Genomic DNA, 21,214 nt, shown 5'->3' with positions numbered 1-21,214 from the left:
TAAAATTCATTCAAAATAATATTTTATTTTATCGCCCTTATTTTTAAGAGTAGTAATTAAAAATATATTCTGAAGCAATAAGATAATTATTAAAAAATGATTAAAAACATATTTACTTTAATGCTTTTTATATAATCTTCTATATTAATCCTTCCTTAATAAATTTATATTGTTCATAATGTTAAATTATGTAAAGATGCTTTTCCTATTAAGACTAAATTTAATCAACATGGTAAAAGGAATTAAAATGAATAAAGAAATTTCCGAAAAATGGCAAGAGCGTTTTTCATTTTTTGATCAATATGGCTCACCTAAAACACCAGAATATAAAGCTGCTTATAAAGCACTTTCCTTTGGTAAGCGTATTCTTATCGGAATGAATATCTGGGCATTTTTCTTTGGTTTTATTTACTTTCTTATTTTAGGGTTATGGCGCAAGGCATTAACATTATTTGCTATTAACATTGCTATTTTTACTATTATTGGCTTTTTACCTGTCAATAACGGTGTTATCAATGCTGTAGGTATCGCAATTAACGTTTTATGGGCTATAACAGCCAACTATGCGTATTACTTGAAAGAAACCAAAAATGATCAAAGCTGGAACCCGTTTGAAGGTGTTCTGTAAAAATAAAAGGGGCAATGCCCCTTTTATTTTCTCTTATTCCTTCTTTTATTAATAACACTATATTCCCCTCTCCTTATTTCATAGTCATTCTATCCATTACTCTATTTAAATATTTCTATATAATCCTTCATCATCATTTTTTAAAATAGAAAATAATGAAATAACACTAAACGTTCGTTTTTACCTCAGAAGGATACTTTACTAATGCTATAATGCATTAACGCTAAATTAGGGAAAACGTATGTCTGATCACTTTCAAGGTAAATTTGAAGCCGAACTGAAATATCACCTTCAAAATCCACAAGAATTTATTAATGAACTAAAAAAATCAGGCGCCACATTATTTACGCCAGAGAATCAAGAAACAGATTGGTACATGGAGCATAATAATACTAAATTTTCAGCTCCTACTATCAGTTTATGTGTAAGAAGAATGCTCCCCACAGGAATAAACCTTCTTATCGTTAAAGGCCCTGATCTATCACAATGTGAAGCTGTTCGTATTGAAGATGCAGAAAAAACAGTCTCTATGTTTACCACACTTGGCTACCACTGTATTCTCAATTACACAAAATCAAGAGAAATCTATTTTCTAGATGAGTTTCATATCACTATCGATAAATTAGATAAACTAGGCTCATTTGCTGAATTTGCTATCATGACGGACGACCAAAGCAAACTCCCGCTCTACGCTGACCAATTAAAGCACTTAGCCGCAAAATTTGGCTTTACAGAAAAAGATCTTGAGAAAAATAATTATAAAACACTAATGTTAAATAACCTCAAGTCATAAACAATTTTACTCAGTAGATCTTTTCATAGAAATTATCAAAATTCTCTAATCGGAGCACCAATATTCTATCAATAGATATTGGTGCTTTGTTATTTCTAGCATTGTTTTACCTTATCCACTAAAAAGTAAAAAATGACGAATTGAATAGAAAATTCATTTGAATGCCATATTTATTATCTTTATCTGAAAATTTCACTTTCCTTATCTCAAATAAAACGCCTTCTTAGTCAAAAAATGTCATTTAGATCTAATTTTAAAGATATTTTTGTAATACCACTTATATTAATGCACTGTTTTTACTAGAATTAGTAAAAAAACATATTAATAGGAGGGGTTATGCTTGAAAATTACCTTAATATATTTATTAAGGCAACTTTTGTTGAGAATATGGCATTAAGTTTCTTTTTAGGAATGTGTACTTTTCTTGCTGTCTCTAAAGAAGTAAAAACCTCATTAAAACTAGGTCTTACTGTTACTGCCTTACTTATTATTGCTACGCCTATCAATAATTTAATCTATCATTTCATTCTAAAGAAAGACGCGGTAGTCGAAGGTATTGATCTTAGCTTTCTTAGATATATCACTTTTATTGGCGTTTTAGCCGCATTAGTTCAAATTTTAGAAATGTTTTTAGATAAATTTATCCCTTCACTTTATCATTCATTAGGGATCTTTTTGCCTTTATTGACTATTCATTGCGCTATCTTTGGTGCCACCATTTTTATGGTTGAACGTGACTACACATTTACTGAATCAGTGATATATGGTGCTGGATGTGGCATAGGTTGGCTACTTGCGATTATCGCACTCTCTGGTTTACGTGAAAAAATGAAATATTCAGATATTCCCAAAGGATTGAGAGGGTTAGGGATCACATTCATCACGGTAGGATTAATGTCTCTTGGTTTTATGTCGTTCTCAGGAATTTCGCTTTAAAAGCTTATTTTTATTCTTAACCTTATGTGAGATTTTCACACATCATTAGGATCATCATTGATGTAAGCTTTATTTATAAACGGGAGGGTAATATACCTTCCGTTTATAGTGATTTCGTCTGTTTTCTTACTTTTTCTCTTCTGTGATCTTTTTATTCCCCTCCCTTTTTAACGTTAGATTCTCTTATTTATTCTTTTAAACCAACAAAAAATAATTTAATTTATTGCTGTTTTAATCATTATTACCTTTTTATTTTATAAATAGAAACACTTACACTATTTAAATCTAATTGTTTAAAAATAAGCTAACCAGTCACATAAAAATAATAATAAATCAACAAGTTAAAACTTATTTATTGAGATGATATCTTTTATCTCATTTTTATTATTTATCGTTAACTTTTAATATTTAAGATAAATTAATTGAAAATCAAAGCGTTACAAGACCAATTAATACATTTAATAAATTTATTAATTAGAGTAATAAATAAGCATAAAGAATATTTATAAAATGCCGATACTATTTTTTAGTATTTGAAAAAATCAAAAGGATATATGGCATTAAATCAAAGAGTGACCTAAAAAAATATTTTTATTTTTTTCTTAATTCTTTGTCTATACCAATTACAGGAAGTAAAAATAAAACTTAAAAATCAATAAATTACACAGTTATATTTTTATGAAAAAGGAAATAACATTACATGTTTAAGAACTTCAAACAACGTTATTTGCCAAACGTCTCTTTGACTATGTCGAGTTTAAAAACAACCACTTTAGTTTGGCTTATTACAGGCTCTTTAATCTTACTTCTTGGTCTAGCTTGTGTTTTATTCCTCTCTTCAGTCAATGATTACAAGAGAAACTTAAACACACTAAACAATATCTACCATGAACAATCGCTATTAAATAATACTTGGGAAAATCTCTTACAAACACGTAATACTCTAAATAGAGCCAGTTCTCGCCACTTATTAATTATTAATAAAATGGCTACCGCAAATACAGATATCTCTTCATTATTACAACAAGCTAAAGAAAAACTTCAACTCGTTGAAAACGGGTGGAAAAGTTTCAATAGTTTTCCCCATAATGTTGAAAATAAAACCTATATACAACAATTAGAGCAGAAATATACTGAGCTTAATGCAGCATTAATTGAATTCTTAGCCTTTCTAGAACAAGGCAAAACATACGAATACTTAAATCAACCAACACAAACCTATCAAGATAATTTTGAGCAAGCCTATACCAACTATCATCAACAACTAGAAAATTACTACACGGCTTCATTGGGCGAAGGTGAGTTACTGTACGATAAAATTATTTATAGCTTAATCGTCATTTCAATTTTGATTGTTATTTTCTCCTTCTTAGTTCAAGTCGTACTGCGAAAAAACTTTATTTCGCCTTTAAACGCGATAATGAAAAATATCGAAGATATTAGTAATGGAGAATTAGCGACCGATGTCACCACAAAAGGTCTATTTGAAATAAATATTCTCACTACCAATATTCAAAAAATGCGAGACCAGATAAAACGGATCGTCAATAACATCAATCACAGCTCCGGCCTTATTAATTCCGAACTAAGTGATATTGCTGTTATGAACAATAATCTTGCCATTCGTGTTGAACAACAATCAGCAGCTGTACTCGAAACTTCAGCAGGAATACGACAATTAAGTGTGACATCAAAACAACATGCAGAAAATACACAAACATCATGTGAGCTAGTAACAAAAACAGATACGATGATCCATCAAAGTAATGAAATGCTCGCTAACGTTGTTGAAAATATGCATGAAGTTGTCACGTTCTCTGAACAAATTAACGATATTACCTCTACAATTGACAATATCGCTTTCCAAACAAACCTGTTGGCTTTAAATGCTGCCGTAGAAGCGGCAAGAGTGGGTGAACACGGAAAAGGCTTTGCTGTTGTTGCTAAAGAAGTAAGAGAATTATCCATTAGCTGTAACTTAGCATCAAAAGAGATAAAAATACTTGTCGCTAATTCAAGTAAAAAAATAAATCAGTGTTTTCAGCTTGCTGCTGACGCAAACGATAATATGGTAGATATTTCTAAACATACTGAAAATATTAATGAAATGATCCACGATATTTCTATTTCTACAAATGAACAAAGTAATGGTATTGCCCAAATTGAAGATGCAATAAATCAATTAGACCAAACAACACAAGCTAACTCAACAATGACACGGGAACTAGTCAGTTCATTGGATTCTTTGCAAACACAATCTGATAGATTAAAACAAGAATTAACTGTTTTTCATCAGTAAGTATTAAGTTTAGCACAGCATAAAAGCTATCTTATTTTAGGATAGCTTTCTTATTACTGGTTTAGACCAATATTAAAAATGGCTAAATTCAGGGATCTCTTTTTTACCATGTGATTTTAGAAAATCTAACACTCTTCTTGGAGTTACATTCAGTATACGCTCATGTGGAAAATCTATTTGGGCTAACACTTCCAATACTCGATCAAAATTCCCTAGTGAAGAAGCTATATGTGAGTCAGAACCCAATGCAATTAATCCTCCTGCATCGCGCACTGCTTTCGCTATTTCTATGCAGTTTTTCTCACTCCCTACTCTAGAATGAATAAATGATGAATTATTCATTTCTAAAGCAACATTGTAAGTGGCAGCTGCTTTTGCAACTTCAGCAATATCAATGGGATATTTAGGATTACCTGGGTGTGTGATCATTTGAACACAACCACTTGCTATCGTTGCAATTAACGCTTTTGTATTATCAACTAAACCTAATGAACCCATTACAGGATCATGAAAACCAGCAAGCACAATATCTAATTTCTTGCTCATTTTCTCACTGCAATCTGTTTCACCTTTAATATTTTTAATATTCGCTTCTATACCATAAAGAATACCAACACCATCAATAATACGAGGGATCACCGGTAAGTTAGAAAAATGCCATTCATGCGGTGCATCATCCATATCTGGGCCATGATCAGTAATTGCAAATAATTGAATTCCCTGCTTTTTAGCTTGTTGGAAATATTCACTAACTGTACTGTAAGCATGTGTACTAGCAATAGTATGAGCATGTAAATCAACGGGATACATAAACAACTCCTTTCTAAAAATACCTAACAACTAACAAGCGATATACTATCTACTTCACTTTTTCTCACATTAGCGAGAAATGAAGATAATTTTTGATAAATATGCTTTAATCTTTAACATACTATTTAATATCAAATAGATAAATAAAATTTTACTTTAGTACTATACACAAGAATTTTGAAAACACATTATATTGTGTGATTTCATTATAAATATGGCTTTCAACTCTATAAAAGGTTATTTATGTTCAGCTATCCAGCAGTCGCTCATTTTGATGAAGAAAGTGAAACTTACGAAATCACCTACCGTGATTTTGATAATATACACGCTGTTGCTTATACAGAAGATGATATTGAGCTAGAAGCCTCTGATATTTTGCATGTAGGTCTTGAAGAGTTTGTTGCGAGTAAATTGCCTATTCCGACACCATCCAAAGCACAAGTTGGTGATTTTATTGTCTACTTACCTCTTATTAGCTGTTTAAAAATTGCGTTACATAATGCGATGTTAGAAACAAAGACAAAAAAATCCGATCTTGCAAGAAAGATGAATTTAACAAGTTCACAAATAGAGCGTTTACTCGAAATTAATCAAACTTCAAAAGTGGATAGTCTAGAGCAAGCTCTTTATTTATTAGGCTATTCTATTTCTATCAGTGTTAATAAAGATATTAACCAGCAATAATTAAAACAAAAATGGCTCTAAATTAATTAGAGCCATTCGTATTAGATTATTTCACAACCAGTATGCAAGATAATTAAAGTTTTTTACTTGCTAAGAAATTCGCATGGTTGGTATAAATAGCAACAATATCTTCACCACGCCCGACTAGCCCTGCAACTTGGTTGACCATATCTAGATGATCTTCAGCATAATCATCTTTAATCAGTTTACCTAATCGCATACTTGTACGACCTACCAAGCCATCATTTTCACGCTCAGTAAAAAATGCACTTAATACACGCATTGCAGCATGAGTAGGATCCAGTAAATTGCCTTTTTCGCCGGCAATCAAACCTTGGATATAGCTACCAAATGAATAGTAATGAACACCATTTACGACTTCTTTACCTTCACCACCACGAATGGCTGGCAGTCCTTGTGGATACTTTTTATTAAATTCCGTCACATTTTCAGTCGTTAATGCTTCTAATGCAGCAATAGCATCTTGTGGATTACCACGATTACCTGAAAATGTAGAAATAATAGTACCAATAGCTTTCATAACTGCATCAGCAATATATTCAGGCACACTATCTTTGCGCATAATACGTCGCACTAGATCCGCAATCTCTGATCCGTGGTTTACACCATTAACAGAAGTAACAGAAGCGATGCTTTTAGCATGTTTTGCAGCAACATAACGACAAGCTAATGGACCTTGGCTATGACCGATTAAATTTACTTTTTTTGCTTTGGTTTCTTTAAGAACTTTTTGCACAAATTCCCAAAGTTGTTCGCCACGAACTTCGTTAGAGTTAAATGCAGAAAGAGATGCGGTGAAAACTTTATGACCATCCTTTTCTAATGCATCAGCGATACCATAAAAATAAGGATAACCGACGATATCATCAAAACCAGATAAACCATGAACTAAAACAATTGGATATGTAGTTGACATATTTTCCACTCCTTGGGTTTAAATTAATTTATTTAATTTGCTAAACATCCTATTAGCAATACTTAAAACAATAGTTAGAATACAATATTTAAAATACAATCTTTGAAGTCCAAAAATTATAGTAAACATCGTATTTTGATACCTTAATTGCTCTAAGTGTTATTAGCTTAATCTCTATTTTACGATCGTAAAGCATTATTTTAATCAATTTCGAGTTTTTGCTGGTAGTCTCAATTAACTCTGGAGAAAATTAGCATACCTTCAATTATTCCTTCCGCTTTTTTTAACTTTTTACCAATATACGTATCCGAACATCGATCATATTTTGCAAGCTGAATAAATGTTTTACCAAAAACATAATAATTAATAAGTAACTGATAATCTTCTTTATTGTGCACCATCAATCTTTTCATTAAATCATTGATAATATTAGCATTATGACAGGTGCATTTTCTTCTTATTTTTATACGCTCTGGAATAACTTCTTTTTTATTGTTATTCAATAAATTAATAGCATCTTGATCATTGGCAACCCAAGATCCCCACTCTTCTAAAGTTTTTGAAATGTTTTCCATATTAACATCCTTATTTTTCCATAGGGTAATAATCGCATCCTGCAATCATTTAATGATGACTCGTTAAATACTTAATGAGTATCAATATTAATATAGTGTTCAAAGTGTAATTTACAACTCAGATTTATAAAACTGTTGAGCTTAGGACTTAATTTATTGATATAAATAAAAATAAAGGATATTAAGTAGCCACTTTAATTAAAAATTCAATTTTTTTAGATTATAAAAAACATTTTTTCTTAAAATGGCTATAAATATAAGCGAGTTGCAATTATGGTAATACTTCTTCAGGACGTAAAGTGAGTACTTCATACCCTGTTGCTGTGACTAAAATAGTATGCTCTGATTGAGCAGATAACTTTTTATCTCTTGTCACAACAGTCCAACCATCTTTTTTAGTTTTTATTTTAGCGCCACCTTGATTTATCATTGGTTCAATCGTAAAAGTCATACCTTCTTTTAATTCAACGCCTTGCCCTCTAATACCATAATGTAGTACTTGTGGCGCCTCATGCATTTCTCTTCCTATTCCATGCCCACAGTATTCTCTCACTACGCTATATCCATGACTTTGTGCAAAGCTTTGAATAGCATGACCAATATCACCTAATGTCGCGCCTGGTTTTACTTCTTTAATACCTTCCCACATTGCTTGATACGTTGTTTTTGCTAATTTGCGCGCAATAGGAGACGCTTCAGGCATAATATACATTTTACTAGAGTCAGCAATAAATCCATTTTTTTCTAGTGTAATATCAACATTAATAATATCTTTACTTTTTAAGCGCTCATCTGATTTTGGTACACCATGGCAAACAACTTCATTAATAGATGTATTTAACACATATTCATAGCCATATTGGCCTTTACTTGCTGGCCTAGATTGAAGTTCATTGACAATAAAATCATCAACCTTATCGTTAATTTCCAGTGTAGAAACACCGGGTACAATAAAATCATCAAGCATTGTAAAAACTTTTGCTAATAAACGCCCTGATTCACGCATTAATTCAATTTCATCAGCTGTCTTAATCGTTATTTTATCCACTCTTTTTTCCTCTTATTCTACTTCTTGCTTGATGGCTTCTTTTTCCAGCATTTCATTAATAATCATTGGAAACGTTTTATCTGGGTTTAACTCTGCTTGAATGCCAATTTTTATCCAAAACTCAGCCTGAGCATTAACAGAGCGTGACATCACATTGCTTGCTTTTCGCAAGTACTCATGTAATTCATCAGAAATTTTTACAATACCCACGACAATCCTTATATACAGATCATAATAAAACATATACGTTCTATAATAGAATCAAATTCCTCTTCTTTCAATTGCTATTCGATACCGCTATTGGCATAAAATGCCTAAATAAGAAAATAAGGGAAAATAGTACTCAAAATAAAAAGATCCTATTTTTGCTTTTCATATACTTCATTTCACCCATCCATAAATTCATAATATTTGACTTCAAACTATCCTAAATTACAGTTATTTATCTTTAAACATTACTATCCTAAGAATTGACTGAGAGACAAATTAAAACGCAAACGCTAATTTAGTATTAATAAATTTAGAAACGAATTTCGTATATATACTAAGGAAAGAAAAAATATGAATCTATTCAAAACAATCGCATCATTTTCATTATTGAGTAGTATTTTAATACTAACCTCAGGCTGTACAACAATTGAGAGAAACTATCCCACTAGCCTAAGTGTTGCTAATGAGCAAACTGAAAATAGAGCTCTTTCAACAAAATGGGGAGAAAGTTTACCTTCTGTTACTGAAAGTGTTGAAGCATATCGATTATCAGAAACGCCTTCACAGGTAACATCTATATTTTATCAAAGTGGTGTTCCATCCAACTCTTACTCAAAAATTACACGGGTTAGCAAAAGTCCATTACAGATATCAGTTTTAACTGAAAACAGAAATATAATGCCATTATACTTTACGCAAAATGATCAATATTTATTGTATGGAAAACAGAATGAGCGATATATTATTTTCTTACATAACACTAGCCATAAAATAATATACGAAGCTGTTATTACTGTTGATGGCTTAGATGTTATCAGTGGAACTGCTGGCTCTTATCAAAATAGAGGTTATTTATTAAGACCTGGAGATACTTTATTTGTTGAAGGTTTTAGAAAAAATCAGCAACAAGTTGCCGCTTTTCGTTTTGGCGCACCTGAAGAAGGATATGTAAATTATAATGCTCAAGGTGACAAAAGAAATACAGGTGTAATTGGTGTTGCACTTTTTGAATCAAAAGAAGGCGCACAAGAAACAATCAAAAAATGTAGTTATTTACCTAAAGCTTTCCCAAGCAGTACCTATGCACCAGAACCTTGTATCCCGTAATATTTAGCCATTAAGTTTCCTCTTCTAAAAATAGCGTAATTTATTACGCTATTTTCTTGATCTTTCATAAAATAAAAGCAGTTAAGATTTATATTAACATTTAATGCTAATGCACTTTTTCAAGTTCTATTTTTTAGGTATATTTAATCTCTAATAATTCTCGTGTTAACTCTCCCCTACCTACATATCATCTTTATTCTCTTTTTTCTTGTTAATTATATAAAATTATAGGAGCCATCATGCCTAAAAAATCACATCGCATTATACTAACTGGTGGTCCCGGCTCTGGGAAAACCACACTAATAAACGAACTTAAAAATAGAGGCTATCCCTGCTCTTTAGAAGCAGGAAGAGCTATTATTCAAGACCAAAGCATTATTGAGGGAAATGCATTACCATGGATAGATCCTAATGCTTTTGCACAAGCAATGTTAATTTGGGAATTACGTTCATGGCATGAAGCAAACAATAATAAAATGCCCTATTTCTATGATAGAGGTATCCCTGATATTGCAGGATATTTACTCCTATGTGGTTTAGCTATTCCCAAGCATCTTGATAAGGCAATTACTCTATTTCGTTATTCAACGAATGTGTTTATTGCACCACCTTGGACTGAAATCTATACTCAAGATCAAGAAAGAAAACAAACAGAAAAAGAAGCTAAAGAAACTTATTTAGCTATGATAGCTGTTTATAAAAAATATAATTATAATTTAATAGAGTTACCTAAAATAGAAATAGCTAATAGAGCTAATTTTATTATTAATAAAATCTAAAAAATATTATTAGCCAGTAGTCATTACTGGCATAGATAATAGTGTTAATTTTTAATAAGAAGCCATGATCCGTAAATCAGGTTTTTCTCCTCGCATAATAGCCCGTTGTTGTTCATGAACAGCTTCATTAATTGCTTTTTGCTCCCCTGGTGTTCGAGTATTCTTACCACAAACTAATGTAGAACACACTGGACTACCTATTCTGTGGCTTCCTGAATTACCCGTACTAAAAGTAACGTTATCAGTACTACAACCAAGTAATAGGAAAGATAATAATAAAGTGATTGCTGTGCGCATAATTTTTCCATAAAAAATTAAATTTTAAATTGATATTAAAGTATTAGTAGGCATCAAAAGTATAATGTGGTTTTTGTTTCCATTTGAATTCAACTGTTTGTTTTTTCTCATTCCAGATAGGCTCAGGAACTGGCATGGTAAAACTTATTTTCTGAATAGGCTTTAATGTTGAATTATTATTGTTTAAATACTGATTGTTTATTGATGGTTTTTTCTCATTTAAACCAACTTTAAAAACTTGTCCAAGCCTTTGTTTTTCTTCTTGTACTTCCATTTCAAAACGAGACTGCTTTCCTAACATAAAAACCAAGTTATTATTAACTACGTTACTATCAGGAGTGGAATTATTGCCGTGAGTTTCAATTAATTTGGCCTGAGTTGTTTTACTAGTGGTACATCCAGAGCTTATAAATACAGAAAGTAATAGAAATAAAAAGTAATACATAAATTGAATATCAATAAGAAATAGGAGTAAATAATTATTCCACAAAATCAATTCACCAACAAAATAAATTTTGCCATTTATATAAAAATAGAAAAATCAGCTCATAAAATGATGATGAAAAACAATTTAATCTATAAAAACACCAAAAATACAGAATAAACAAAAAACTTAAGTGAAATAATAAGAATTGTGGAAAGCAAGATCATCCATAATTAATATAAATAAATAGAAATCATGCTTAAGCGAAATGTATAGTAACAACCATATTAAATTATTTTTATATAGAAATAAAAAAAGGCACCAATTAAGTGCCCATAGAATAGACTAAATAAAATTTAATTACGTTTTTTATAGTGTGATTTAACAAAAGAATCTAGATATATTTCTGTTTTATGATGAGTAAACTCTATTATTTTATCATTTGGTATAAATAACGGTATACCCTCACCTAATAAAATAGGTATTCTAGTTATTATGAGTTCATCAACAAAACCTTCATTAATAAATCCTTGTACTGTTTTTCCACCGTCAATATATACTCTTTTATAGCCATCACCTTCAAGTTTTTTTATTATTTCAGTGACGTTTCCTGATAAAACACTCACATTATTCGGCAATGAAACTGGTAATTCTTTAATCGTATTACTTAGTATAAAAACAGGTTGCTCATAGGGCCATTCAATATCAAACCCCATTATTGTTTCAAAGGTTGTTCTTCCCATAACAATCGCATCAATACCACTAAGAAAGTCTGCAAAACCAAAGTCTAAATTTTCAGGGTTTTCAATATTGGTAAGCCAATCAATGTTACCTTGTTTATCAGCAATATAACCATCTAAACTTGTTGCAATATAGACTACAATATTCATTATTAATACTCTTTCTTAGAGAAGGCATTTTAAATTAACATCAAATAAATAAAAATTAAAGTAAGAAGAATAAATAAAAATAGAAAGAAAATGAAAAATAATACAATATAGGGAATATTTTTGTTTTTTACTCAAAAAAAGCCTTATAACAATTGAAGTTATAAGGCTTATAGCAACAAAATAAATTTTATTGAGCTGCTGACATTTTTTTCATTTGCTCTAAAGAATCTAAAGCTTGTTTACAAGTACTTTCTTGAACATCTTTAGGTAATGCTGCAAATTGTTCTTTAGCTTGAGCATATTGCGCTTTCATCGCTTCTGCTTGAGCTTTAGTTGCATCGTTTTTTGCCATTAACTCAACATAAGAGTCAGTTTCTTTAAAATAATCTTCACATGCTTTAGATAAATCAGCAGAAACAGCGATAGAAGAAATTGATAATAGACCCAATGCTAGAATAAGCTTTTTCATAAATATCCTTTAAGTATTTTTAACAGTTAGAAAGTAACTTCCATTATTTTTCTTAAGTCAGCATTATCTCAAATAAAAACAAAAGAGGGATAAGTATTATCTTAATTAAAAAATAAAATATCATCTAATAATGATTAAAATAACAAACAAAATCAAAATATGATAATTGAAATTAGCCTGCTATTTTCAGAATTATTTAACATATTGATTTATTATTCTTAAATAAATATATTATTCTTACTCACTAGTAATTTGATTTTTATAGTAATACTACTATTTGTATATCGATAATACACGCTATAATCAAATTATCTCCACTGACTAATATAGGTAGAAAATGGCAATTGATAGAATCGACTGGCACGCTTATGGTGATTTTCCTGATGACCTACCACCTGAAAATGGAGGTATACATATAGGATTCTATTTGACTTGGATTATTGAAAACAATTTAGAAAGTGAAGATCTACAAGAAGATGCAATTGAAGAGTTAGAAATGGTACGTAAAAGAGAAATGGATGGTCTTGCATTTCTTATCCAAGTTTGCGACGAAAAATTTATTAGTGATGATTTGAGTGATGAAGGATATGCTTTTACACAACATTATTACGAATCAGAAAATAATAACTATTTCGAAGATTTCGAGCGTGTTCTAGCTCAGGGGCTCTCTTCTTCATATTACGTTGAAAACTCATGGGATAATTATGACAAAATTGCACCAGTAATTACAAATGCATATAAAAAATGGAAAAAAGAGATAAATAATTAAATTAACCGACTTATAAAAGTCAACTTCCATCCTTCATTATTAGCAATAAGTTATTTAAATAATAATTAACTTATTGCCAATTAAATTAACACTCTTAAATTGTAAAACTTAATATTATTTATTTTATTAATTTTGACGTGATCTATATAAAAGAATCATACGTTATTCTTATATATAGTTGCTCCGTACTTAATAGGTTCTATTAGTCAGGGGGACTCCCCCATCAACGGAGGCATTTAATGTCTATAAAATGGGTTTTAATTCTATCTGGATTTGTTATTGGTGCTATCGCGTTACTTCTCGGCATTAACGGAAACCCACCTAATATGGGTGTGTGTGTGGCTTGTTTTATTCGCGATAGCGCAGGAGGTATGGGCTTACATCACACCGAAACAGTTCAATATCTTCGCCCTGAAATATTCGGTTTTATTCTTGGCTCTTTTGTTGCAGCTCTTATCTTCAAAGAATTTCAATCAAAAGCAGGCTCTGCACCTATTATTCGTTTTACACTAGGCTTTCTAATGATGGCAGGCTGTTTAGTTTTTTTAGGGTGCCCATTAAGAATGGTACTTCGTATCGGTGCCGGTGATTTGAATGCTGTAATAGGATTAGTTGGATTAATAATAGGGATCGGCATAGGTAGCTTATTTGTTAAAAAAGGATTTTCTCTCCCAAGAAATTATCGCCAATCCCCTATAGAAGGTTTTATTTTACCTATTATATGTGTATTCCTATTTGCTTTATTCTTATGGAACAGTGATATATTCAATGCCAGTGTAAAAGGCCCTGGAGCAAGTCATGCGCCAGTGTGGATGTCTATTATCGCAGGACTTATTATTGGTTTTATTATTCAGCGCACAAGATTCTGCTTTATTGGAATGGCAAAGCATGTATTTTTATCACGTAACTATAATATGGCGTTTGGTGTAATCGCATTAACACTTGTTGTTTTTTTAGGTAATCTTTATTTAGGCAAGTTTAACCTTGGTTTTGAAAATCAACCTATAGCCCACAGCGATGGACTATGGAATTTTCTCTCTATGGTACTTGTAGGCTTATGTGGTGTTCTCATTACGGGTTGCCCATTACGACAACTAGCTAATGCTGGTCAAGGTAACTCAGACGCTGCTGTAAGCGTCATGGGTATGTTAGTAGGAGCCGCTTTTGCTCATAACTTCTCTTATGCCTCAAGTCCTGCTGGTGTTACGGATAATGGTAAACTAGTTGTTGTTATTGGTTTATTGTTTGCTGTCATTGTTGCTGCTATTTATACCTATGCTGTAAATAAAGCAAAAGATAATGGAATTAGCAAAAATGATGCATAACTACTTATTTCTTTTTCATGAACAATATGCTGTAAAAAAACTTCAGCAACAACTCCAACAAGATAATTTGTCCTCAAAAATTATTGATGCACCACGAAAAATATCATCAGAATGTGAGTTAGCTGTGTCTACTTATTTTTCTGACGAAAATATTTATAAACATTATATTAATGATAATGTTAGAGCTGTTTATAAAATAAACTTACATCATTTTGATGTGCTTTGGAAAGACGAATTTTGACATAATACATAACTAAATTATCATTATTATTTTTAGAACCTAGACAGTTAAAAGGCTACAATGTAGCCTTTTTTATAAATAAAACCATTTGGTTTATATAATTTTTCATTCAAAAATAAACTGTTTTTCTAAAAACGAAAAACCATCCCTTTTTAGTTGGATGGTTTCTGCATCTTTATGTATTTATAGAGTAATTATTTTTTATTACTCACTCTTCTTCCGGTGGATTTTTGAGGATTTGATGAATTTCCTCTTTCAGTTTTAATTTTTGTTTTTTTAGCTCAACAACTTCTTCACCATATCCTCTTCTGTCTTTATGCTCTAATCTAACAATTTTATGGTCAAGTTCGTTATGTTGTTCAAAAAGAGCACGAAAATGAGGATCAGTTTGGCGAAGTTTTGAAATTAAATCACGATATTCTGGAAACATAAATAGCTACCTTCCTTATTAATTGTGAGTTAAATGCTCTTATGATATTTACCCAAACCGACCTGCCTGTCATTGTCTTTATGTTAAAAACAAGACCAATATCAATTAATATTTTTAATTTTTAAAATAACTTAACATTTTTATATTAGTGTACTCTTAACATAGTTATAAATTTCAATGCATAAGAATATATATAAAATGTAAATCTACTTAGTCTAAAAATTATAAAATAATGATAAATACTTATTTAATTTGTCTCTTCAAACCAAACATCTTCATATCCTTCTCTATCAATAATAAAATTATACCCTTCTGGTAAATAAAGGTAATTTATTACTTCAGGTAGCAGTTCTTCCAAATGTTCTGTATGTAATGGTTGATAAAAATCATTTCTTGCACAATATTTCTCACAATAAAAAAACCAACTTATAGTATCGCCTTCTGATTGTTTTATACGAGTTCCATAAATAGGATTACCACTTAAGTTATCTAGAGCAATCGCGACCATTTCTTCAGGTTCTTGAGGTGAAACATCATATTTTTCACACATTATTTTTTGTTGTTCTGTAATAAATAATTTATTGTTTTTATTCATGTTACATCTTCAATTTTACAAGGAATACTCGATAAAAGAGTTTATTAATTCTTGATTATAATCAGCTTATCGTTATCTACCAAGTATTGATAAAGAGAACATCGCCTATCTATTCACATAGCAAAAAGTAAAAAAACAAGTGGATCTACAAAAGCCCGATTGACAAAAAAGAATGAAAAAACGTCAATTTGTCTTAAAACTGGACGACATAAGGTGCAAAAGCACTTTTTACTAAAAAAAAAGCATTTATTGTTAATTTATAAAATGAAAATTCACTACATTTATAGCGATCTCTAATAGTTTTTTTATACCCATCTATTCGAGTCACTAAGCCCAATGCCGCCACATTGGGCTTTTTTATTAAAAATCATTATTGATATCATTTTTCATTACAACAGATCCAAGTCTCTTTAACTCTATTTAACTGTTTTTTCAGACTAAAATTATTTAATCCCATGTCACTTAATCAGTTTCAACGAGTACATACATCAGACTGTTATTAATCAATAGCTGTTTTTTTGTTCACATCTATCTCAGCTTGTTTCATTAAGCTAATATCACTTAAATAATAATGGTGAAGCAAGTAGCCCTACAACTATAGAAACTAAGCCATGCAGTATTAAGGCTATTTTAACTCTCACTATATTAACGTATTCATTTTTACGATTATCTAACCATTCATTTAATGCAATAAAAAAACAGATAAAACAATAGAACCCAGCACCCAAAATAATAAAAGCCGCTGTTATGGCTCTGGATAAGCTTGACCAACCACCTGAATTAGAATGTGAGCTTAGTTCATTGTAGATAAGTAATCCTGCAACAACCAATCCTCCCACCCAAAATGCCATTAATATTCCCTTTCCCACCACTTTATTTTCAGTTTTATTAGTATCCATACTTATTACCTTAAAATTTAACATGCATAAATTATAATCTATTATTACTGTTACTATTCTATTTTATAGTATAAATAATAAAATAATGATGCCGACTAAATTCCTTCTCGTCGGCATTAGTAGCTATTTATTAGATGAAATATCTTGCTCTTGTAATTTAGAAAGTGCTAATTCCTTCATCCAATCTGCAAGTAGTGGTGCTGTTTTTATTGAATCCAATAATGCACGTTCTTTTTTTGTTAAACGAATAACTATAACTTCTGTTTTCATTGTAGACATAATAATTCCCCATTTGTAAAAGAGAAAATATTGGCATAAAACAGTAACAGAACGGTCTGACTTACAGGGTTTTACAAAATCATCATTTAAAGATGACTGGCAGTGCGCTATCGATAGGATATTTGCGATATAGTTCGTTGTTTATTTCTAGGAAAAACATTAACATATTCATGATGACTAAAAAATAGATAGGTATCATTCATGTTTCTAAACCCTAAAAGAACCGTAAAAGCCGATGTAAGAAAAAGAAACTCAATTTTTCCTGGTTTAGGAACTACATACAGAATTAGTCTTTCTGATGATGGCCCATCACCACAAGAAATTCAAAAAATAGAGTTTAATAAATTTGTAGATAAAGCTGTTGATGAAGTTTCTACAATGATTGGTTGTTTTGAAAGATCAGAGAAAAAAAGTAAAAGCCCTAACTCTGACAAACCATTGCATTTTGAAAAATTAAACGGTGAATTTCTTAGGCTTACCGTATCATTTTTTCAAATTATTCAAGAAATTAAATATTCTGGTGACACCAGTCAACATGCAAAGAATAGAATTACCACCTCATTATTTGGTATAACTCGCTGGTTAGATAATAAATATCCATCATGGAATAGTGAAAGAGCTGAAGTAGAAAGAAATGGTAAAGAAATTGAAAAAAGAGTTAAAAAAGAATTCAAAGCAAAAAGGTTTTATAAAACAAAATTTGCCATTTTAGCCGTTGCCACTTTGTGGGTCCCTTTTATTTTTTGCTGGTTTTCTCTACAAAAAAAGTATCCTAAATGGTTTAAAGTCATCAGTTTCTTATGGGCTATATTTACTGCTATCTTAGTATACAAAGCACCTAAAATATAATAGCTAGCTATTATATTACTCTCTTATCTTTATCTTATGGTGTTTTTTAAAATAAAAAACACCATAAGCCAAATAACTCACCTAAGATATATTATTCTATATAATAAATAATTATATTTTTCTTTAATAGAGTTCACCTTAAGAAAGATTATATTCTAAATGTATTTTTTTAAGGTTATTTAAATTGATAAATAAAGCAAACAATATGATCATTAAGAATAATTTAATAGTTATTTCACAATAAAAAATAAAAAGGTCATTTTTTATGCTACTGAATAAACATTTTAGTAAAAATATTATTACTATAAGTATATTATCTTTCTTAGCGGGTTCAGTTTATGCCAAAGAAAATAGTACAACGGGCAATCATCTCTTTAATAATGAAATTACATCTAATTCAACTTATAGCAATAAAACAAATCTTTATATAGATAATAACCATAAAATTCAAAATATTATTCTTGAAGATGAGTCAGTATTACGAATGAATGGTGACAGCCTAGCAATAGGTACAATTGTTAAAGATGATGCCAATATTAGTATGTATGATCATGGTATAAAAGACGTGGGTATTCCCACGATTAAAGATACTGTAGTAACAGGTACAAGTAATATTGATATGAACGCAAATTCATCATCTATAGGTAAATTATTTATAGATAAAAGTGCCGAATTATATATTGATAACATTGATACTGAAACTACTGATGTATCCAAAAATGATCCTGTTCCTTCAGCTAACATCTTTATAGAAAATTTAACACTAGCAGGTAAAACGTATATTGTACCTTCATGGAACGAAATTTATGGTGATGATGGTGATGCCCCGAGACAAGAAAAACCAGGCCCAGAATTAATCACTCATATTAACAATTTAGAGATGCAAGCTGGTAGCCAACTTGAAATGGATTATTATGCTTCTGGCATGCAATTTAATCGACTTGAATTAAAAACACTCACTGGTGAAGGTACTTTTATTTTAACTAGCCGCTTAGCCGACGGTTTGAGCGATAATATTTATATTTCAGATCATGCAACTGGACATTTTGGATTAAAAATAAATGATAGCGGAGAGGAGATCTCTGATCCTAAAAATGTTCAATTAGTTTATGTAAATAGTGGTGATGCTAGTTTTAATTTATTAAATAAAGGCGGTAATGTTGAAGTTGGTGTTTGGAAATATAAGCTAAATAGTAAAACTAATGATGGTCATACAGAGTGGTATCTTGTAGGTGGAAAAGATGGTGAATCGGATATCTCTAAACAGCCTGATACTTCTAAACAACCTGATACTCCTAAACAGCCTGATACTTCTAAACAGCCTGATACTTCTAAACAGCCTGATACCTCTAAACAGCCTGATACCTCTAAACAGCCTGATACCTCTAAACAGCCTGATACCTCTAAACAGCCTGATACCTCTAAACAGCCAAGTGTGAGTCAGCCTATATTAAGTAATAGTGCTCAAGCCGTTATTAATATGGCTTCAGCACCACAGCATATATTGAGTATTGAAACGAGTACTTTACGCCAAAGAATGGGGTTCTTACGTGAAAATACGAATGATCTAGGTGTATGGGTTCGATACTTAAATGATAATTCTCATTTTAACGATAAAGGCTATAGTCAATTCCATTCTAATTTAAATGGAATGCAAATTGGTATAGATAAGAAAATAGCCATAAATAATGATCAATTACTATTTGGTTTAATAACTTCTTATACTAAGAGTAAGATCAAATCCGAAAATATTAATAATGGTGATATTAATAGCTATGGCGGTGGTATCTATTTAACATGGCTTAATTACTCAGGTTTTTATGTGGATTCTTTATTTAAGATGAATCACCTTAATAATGAAATCAACACTAATATGAATGAAGGAAATAGAGTTAAAGGAAATTACAATCAAAATACGGTTACAGCATCGACAGAAATAGGCTACCCTATTGAAATTTCAAATGAATTGCTACTTACACCATATAACCAGATCCTTTATTCTCATATTGGTAAGTCACATTATGTATTAGATAATGGTATGAAAGTAAATATCCACGATGCTGATAGCTTAAAAGGTGCATTTGGAGCCACATTAGAGAGTAATTTACTGATTGCAAACCACAATGTTAAGCCTTACATAAAAGCAGCAATATCTCGTGAATTTATTAAAAATAATACAGTAGAGATTAATAACATATCATTTGATAGTCATTATTCTGGGAATGTGGGTAAGTACGGCGTTGGTTTGACAACAAATATAGGTAATGATGCTCTTTTTTATACCGAAATAAACTATCAAAATGGTAATAAAATAGAAACTCCAATATATGCAACAGTAGGATTTAGAATGAACTTTTAATAATTTTATTTCCCATTTTAAAAAATCAACAAATAAAAACCTCATTAAATAATGAGGTTTTTATTTCGGTTTTATATTAGTATGTTTTTGCTGATATTAACTCAAAACCTAACATGTTTGTTTTCTTCAAAATTACTGCATTTCCAGTTTCATAAATATTACCGTGAACAATTTTAGCACAAACCTTTATTTCACCTTCATTTTCATCATTTACTTTTATACCAGAACATGATCTGCTTCCTTCTACGTATAAATAACTGGATTTGTAACTGCTTATCTCTCCACCAGTAAAATAAACGATACTAGAAAGTATAAAGTATTCACTAATAAATATAATAATAAATAATGCTAAAGGAAACATTAATAAATTTTTTACTGTCTTATTAAAAGTTGCTTTCTTATATATGAAAAAAAAGCAGACTAGTGAGCCAATAGCAGAGATCCCCAATGCTATTTTAATCGATATATTTGAAATTATAACGTACTCTTTAACCTCAAATTTCCAATAGAAGAATACAGTTATAATAAATAAAATTGCAAATGTGTAACTGAATAACTGAGAATAAGAATATTTTTTCATGC

26 protein-coding genes are annotated in these 21,214 nt (G+C 30.5%); 12 read left to right on the top strand and 14 right to left on the bottom strand.

Annotated features, from left to right (window positions below; genetic code table 11):
- Positions 1–247: 247 nt before the first annotated feature.
- The 4 genes from D7029_RS07730 to D7029_RS07715 all read left to right on the top strand — a co-directional run bounded on the left by D7029_RS07730 (position 248) and on the right by D7029_RS07715 (position 4,656).
- Positions 248–628: a DUF2628 domain-containing protein gene (locus D7029_RS07730; protein WP_194952330.1), complete on the top strand. Its 381-nt coding sequence runs from the start codon at positions 248–250 to the stop codon at positions 626–628.
- Between the two features lie 241 nt (positions 629–869).
- Complete coding sequence (gene cyaB, locus D7029_RS07725; RefSeq protein ID WP_194952329.1) at positions 870–1,421, top strand: class IV adenylate cyclase; 552 nt, start codon at positions 870–872, stop codon at positions 1,419–1,421.
- Positions 1,422–1,757: 336 nt separating this feature from the next.
- Positions 1,758–2,357 (top strand): NADH:ubiquinone reductase (Na(+)-transporting) subunit E, encoded by a 600-nt coding sequence (gene nqrE / locus D7029_RS07720; protein WP_099659653.1) that lies wholly within the window; start codon positions 1,758–1,760, stop codon positions 2,355–2,357.
- Between the two features lie 700 nt (positions 2,358–3,057).
- The gene (locus tag D7029_RS07715) at positions 3,058–4,656 is read left to right on the top strand and encodes a methyl-accepting chemotaxis protein (protein ID WP_194952328.1); all 1,599 of its coding nucleotides are present in this window, start codon (positions 3,058–3,060) and stop codon (positions 4,654–4,656) included.
- A 72-nt stretch (positions 4,657–4,728) separates the two neighbouring features.
- On the opposite strand, the gene D7029_RS07710 is transcribed toward D7029_RS07715, so the two are convergent.
- Positions 4,729–5,466, bottom strand: coding sequence for a phosphatase (locus D7029_RS07710; RefSeq protein WP_194952327.1), 738 nt, complete (start codon positions 5,464–5,466; stop codon positions 4,729–4,731).
- 243 nt (positions 5,467–5,709) lie between these two features.
- Between D7029_RS07710 and D7029_RS07705 the strand changes: the two genes are divergently transcribed.
- A complete protein-coding gene (locus D7029_RS07705; protein WP_194952326.1) occupies positions 5,710–6,150 on the top strand; it encodes a hypothetical protein in 441 nt (146 codons plus the stop codon).
- A 73-nt stretch (positions 6,151–6,223) separates the two neighbouring features.
- Here the strand turns inward: D7029_RS07705 and D7029_RS07700 are convergent, their stop codons facing one another.
- The 4 genes from D7029_RS07700 to D7029_RS07685 form a co-directional block, all read right to left on the bottom strand.
- On the bottom strand, positions 6,224–7,087 hold the full coding sequence (locus D7029_RS07700; RefSeq protein ID WP_194952325.1) for a lipase family alpha/beta hydrolase: 864 nt from the start codon (positions 7,085–7,087) through the stop codon (positions 6,224–6,226).
- A gap of 230 nt (positions 7,088–7,317) precedes the next feature.
- Positions 7,318–7,662, bottom strand: coding sequence for an antiterminator Q family protein (locus D7029_RS07695; RefSeq protein WP_194952324.1), 345 nt, complete (start codon positions 7,660–7,662; stop codon positions 7,318–7,320).
- A gap of 271 nt (positions 7,663–7,933) precedes the next feature.
- Positions 7,934–8,710, bottom strand: a complete 777-nt coding sequence (gene map / locus D7029_RS07690; protein ID WP_194952323.1) for a type I methionyl aminopeptidase — start codon at positions 8,708–8,710, stop codon at positions 7,934–7,936.
- A gap of 12 nt (positions 8,711–8,722) precedes the next feature.
- Positions 8,723–8,920 (bottom strand): ParD-like family protein, encoded by a 198-nt coding sequence (locus tag D7029_RS07685; RefSeq protein ID WP_036913277.1) that lies wholly within the window; start codon positions 8,918–8,920, stop codon positions 8,723–8,725.
- Positions 8,921–9,271: 351 nt separating this feature from the next.
- Here D7029_RS07685 and D7029_RS07680 point away from each other — a divergent pair, with 351 nt between their 5' ends.
- Together D7029_RS07680 and D7029_RS07675 are read left to right on the top strand one after the other, a co-directional pair.
- Positions 9,272–10,027 (top strand): hypothetical protein, encoded by a 756-nt coding sequence (locus D7029_RS07680; RefSeq protein ID WP_194952322.1) that lies wholly within the window; start codon positions 9,272–9,274, stop codon positions 10,025–10,027.
- Between the two features lie 239 nt (positions 10,028–10,266).
- Positions 10,267–10,806: an AAA family ATPase gene (locus D7029_RS07675; protein WP_194952321.1), complete on the top strand. Its 540-nt coding sequence runs from the start codon at positions 10,267–10,269 to the stop codon at positions 10,804–10,806.
- Positions 10,807–10,857: 51 nt separating this feature from the next.
- Here the strand turns inward: D7029_RS07675 and D7029_RS07670 are convergent, their stop codons facing one another.
- The 4 genes from D7029_RS07670 to D7029_RS07655 all read right to left on the bottom strand — a co-directional run bounded on the left by D7029_RS07670 (position 10,858) and on the right by D7029_RS07655 (position 12,886).
- The gene (locus D7029_RS07670) at positions 10,858–11,103 is read right to left on the bottom strand and encodes a hypothetical protein (protein WP_194952320.1); all 246 of its coding nucleotides are present in this window, start codon (positions 11,101–11,103) and stop codon (positions 10,858–10,860) included.
- A gap of 43 nt (positions 11,104–11,146) precedes the next feature.
- Positions 11,147–11,593, bottom strand: coding sequence for a hypothetical protein (locus D7029_RS07665; protein ID WP_194952319.1), 447 nt, complete (start codon positions 11,591–11,593; stop codon positions 11,147–11,149).
- Between the two features lie 290 nt (positions 11,594–11,883).
- Positions 11,884–12,417: a dihydrofolate reductase family protein gene (locus D7029_RS07660; RefSeq protein ID WP_194952318.1), complete on the bottom strand. Its 534-nt coding sequence runs from the start codon at positions 12,415–12,417 to the stop codon at positions 11,884–11,886.
- A gap of 187 nt (positions 12,418–12,604) precedes the next feature.
- Positions 12,605–12,886, bottom strand: coding sequence for a DUF5339 domain-containing protein (locus D7029_RS07655; protein WP_075672621.1), 282 nt, complete (start codon positions 12,884–12,886; stop codon positions 12,605–12,607).
- A gap of 337 nt (positions 12,887–13,223) precedes the next feature.
- On the opposite strand from D7029_RS07655, the gene D7029_RS07650 reads away from it, so the two are divergent.
- The 3 genes from D7029_RS07650 (at position 13,224) to D7029_RS07640 (ending at position 15,221) form a co-directional block, all read left to right on the top strand.
- A complete protein-coding gene (locus D7029_RS07650; protein ID WP_194952317.1) occupies positions 13,224–13,655 on the top strand; it encodes a hypothetical protein in 432 nt (143 codons plus the stop codon).
- A gap of 239 nt (positions 13,656–13,894) precedes the next feature.
- Complete coding sequence (gene yedE, locus D7029_RS07645) at positions 13,895–14,980, top strand: YedE family putative selenium transporter (protein ID WP_194952316.1); 1,086 nt, start codon at positions 13,895–13,897, stop codon at positions 14,978–14,980.
- The gene (locus tag D7029_RS07640) at positions 14,955–15,221 is read left to right on the top strand and encodes a putative Se/S carrier-like protein (RefSeq protein ID WP_194952315.1); all 267 of its coding nucleotides are present in this window, start codon (positions 14,955–14,957) and stop codon (positions 15,219–15,221) included. Before yedE ends, D7029_RS07640 begins: the two co-directional genes overlap by 26 nt.
- A gap of 208 nt (positions 15,222–15,429) precedes the next feature.
- Here the strand turns inward: D7029_RS07640 and D7029_RS07635 are convergent, their stop codons facing one another.
- The 4 genes from D7029_RS07635 to D7029_RS07620 all read right to left on the bottom strand — a co-directional run bounded on the left by D7029_RS07635 (position 15,430) and on the right by D7029_RS07620 (position 17,424).
- On the bottom strand, positions 15,430–15,651 hold the full coding sequence (locus D7029_RS07635; RefSeq protein ID WP_075672624.1) for a DUF465 domain-containing protein: 222 nt from the start codon (positions 15,649–15,651) through the stop codon (positions 15,430–15,432).
- Positions 15,652–15,898: 247 nt separating this feature from the next.
- Positions 15,899–16,246, bottom strand: coding sequence for a hypothetical protein (locus D7029_RS07630; protein WP_088495830.1), 348 nt, complete (start codon positions 16,244–16,246; stop codon positions 15,899–15,901).
- A gap of 557 nt (positions 16,247–16,803) precedes the next feature.
- Entirely contained in the window at positions 16,804–17,145 is a 342-nt protein-coding gene (locus D7029_RS07625) for a hypothetical protein (RefSeq protein ID WP_194952314.1), read from the bottom strand.
- 123 nt (positions 17,146–17,268) lie between these two features.
- Positions 17,269–17,424 carry a hypothetical protein gene (locus D7029_RS07620; protein WP_194952313.1) on the bottom strand — a complete coding sequence of 52 codons (156 nt, stop codon included), beginning with the start codon at positions 17,422–17,424 and terminating at the stop codon, positions 17,269–17,271.
- 201 nt (positions 17,425–17,625) lie between these two features.
- Between D7029_RS07620 and D7029_RS07615 the strand changes: the two genes are divergently transcribed.
- Both D7029_RS07615 and D7029_RS07610 read left to right on the top strand, forming a co-directional pair.
- A complete protein-coding gene (locus D7029_RS07615) occupies positions 17,626–18,273 on the top strand; it encodes a hypothetical protein (protein WP_194952312.1) in 648 nt (215 codons plus the stop codon).
- A 265-nt stretch (positions 18,274–18,538) separates the two neighbouring features.
- On the top strand, positions 18,539–20,632 hold the full coding sequence (locus D7029_RS07610; protein ID WP_194952311.1) for an autotransporter outer membrane beta-barrel domain-containing protein: 2,094 nt from the start codon (positions 18,539–18,541) through the stop codon (positions 20,630–20,632).
- 76 nt (positions 20,633–20,708) lie between these two features.
- Here D7029_RS07610 and D7029_RS07605 read toward each other — a convergent pair whose 3' ends face one another.
- A complete protein-coding gene (locus D7029_RS07605) occupies positions 20,709–21,212 on the bottom strand; it encodes a hypothetical protein (protein WP_194952310.1) in 504 nt (167 codons plus the stop codon).
- Positions 21,213–21,214 lie beyond the last annotated feature (2 nt).

It is taken from the genome of Proteus vulgaris, assembly GCF_016647575.1.
GTDB lineage: Bacteria > Pseudomonadota > Gammaproteobacteria > Enterobacterales > Enterobacteriaceae > Proteus > Proteus mirabilis_B.
Note: the sequence above shows the minus strand (reverse complement) of the source record. Positions and strands in the feature narration are given on the sequence as shown.

Bases quoted from the DNA above. Each gene is read 5' to 3' on its own strand.
- D7029_RS07730 (WP_194952330.1), top strand. From the start codon at position 248: ATGAATAAAGAAATTTCCGAAAAATGGCAAGAGCGTTTTTCATTTTTT.
- cyaB (WP_194952329.1), top strand. From the start codon at position 870: ATGTCTGATCACTTTCAAGGTAAATTTGAAGCCGAACTGAAATATCAC.
- nqrE (WP_099659653.1), top strand. From the start codon at position 1,758: ATGCTTGAAAATTACCTTAATATATTTATTAAGGCAACTTTTGTTGAG.
- D7029_RS07715 (WP_194952328.1), top strand. From the start codon at position 3,058: ATGTTTAAGAACTTCAAACAACGTTATTTGCCAAACGTCTCTTTGACT.
- D7029_RS07710 (WP_194952327.1), bottom strand. From the start codon at position 5,466: ATGTATCCCGTTGATTTACATGCTCATACTATTGCTAGTACACATGCT.
- D7029_RS07705 (WP_194952326.1), top strand. From the start codon at position 5,710: ATGTTCAGCTATCCAGCAGTCGCTCATTTTGATGAAGAAAGTGAAACT.
- D7029_RS07700 (WP_194952325.1), bottom strand. From the start codon at position 7,087: ATGTCAACTACATATCCAATTGTTTTAGTTCATGGTTTATCTGGTTTT.
- D7029_RS07695 (WP_194952324.1), bottom strand. From the start codon at position 7,662: ATGGAAAACATTTCAAAAACTTTAGAAGAGTGGGGATCTTGGGTTGCC.
- D7029_RS07680 (WP_194952322.1), top strand. From the start codon at position 9,272: ATGAATCTATTCAAAACAATCGCATCATTTTCATTATTGAGTAGTATT.
- D7029_RS07675 (WP_194952321.1), top strand. From the start codon at position 10,267: ATGCCTAAAAAATCACATCGCATTATACTAACTGGTGGTCCCGGCTCT.
- D7029_RS07670 (WP_194952320.1), bottom strand. From the start codon at position 11,103: ATGCGCACAGCAATCACTTTATTATTATCTTTCCTATTACTTGGTTGT.
- D7029_RS07660 (WP_194952318.1), bottom strand. From the start codon at position 12,417: ATGAATATTGTAGTCTATATTGCAACAAGTTTAGATGGTTATATTGCT.
- D7029_RS07655 (WP_075672621.1), bottom strand. From the start codon at position 12,886: ATGAAAAAGCTTATTCTAGCATTGGGTCTATTATCAATTTCTTCTATC.
- D7029_RS07650 (WP_194952317.1), top strand. From the start codon at position 13,224: ATGGCAATTGATAGAATCGACTGGCACGCTTATGGTGATTTTCCTGAT.
- yedE (WP_194952316.1), top strand. From the start codon at position 13,895: ATGTCTATAAAATGGGTTTTAATTCTATCTGGATTTGTTATTGGTGCT.
- D7029_RS07640 (WP_194952315.1), top strand. From the start codon at position 14,955: ATGGAATTAGCAAAAATGATGCATAACTACTTATTTCTTTTTCATGAA.
- D7029_RS07635 (WP_075672624.1), bottom strand. From the start codon at position 15,651: ATGTTTCCAGAATATCGTGATTTAATTTCAAAACTTCGCCAAACTGAT.
- D7029_RS07630 (WP_088495830.1), bottom strand. From the start codon at position 16,246: ATGAATAAAAACAATAAATTATTTATTACAGAACAACAAAAAATAATG.
- D7029_RS07625 (WP_194952314.1), bottom strand. From the start codon at position 17,145: ATGGATACTAATAAAACTGAAAATAAAGTGGTGGGAAAGGGAATATTA.
- D7029_RS07620 (WP_194952313.1), bottom strand. From the start codon at position 17,424: ATGTCTACAATGAAAACAGAAGTTATAGTTATTCGTTTAACAAAAAAA.
- D7029_RS07615 (WP_194952312.1), top strand. From the start codon at position 17,626: ATGTTTCTAAACCCTAAAAGAACCGTAAAAGCCGATGTAAGAAAAAGA.
- D7029_RS07610 (WP_194952311.1), top strand. From the start codon at position 18,539: ATGCTACTGAATAAACATTTTAGTAAAAATATTATTACTATAAGTATA.
- D7029_RS07605 (WP_194952310.1), bottom strand. From the start codon at position 21,212: ATGAAAAAATATTCTTATTCTCAGTTATTCAGTTACACATTTGCAATT.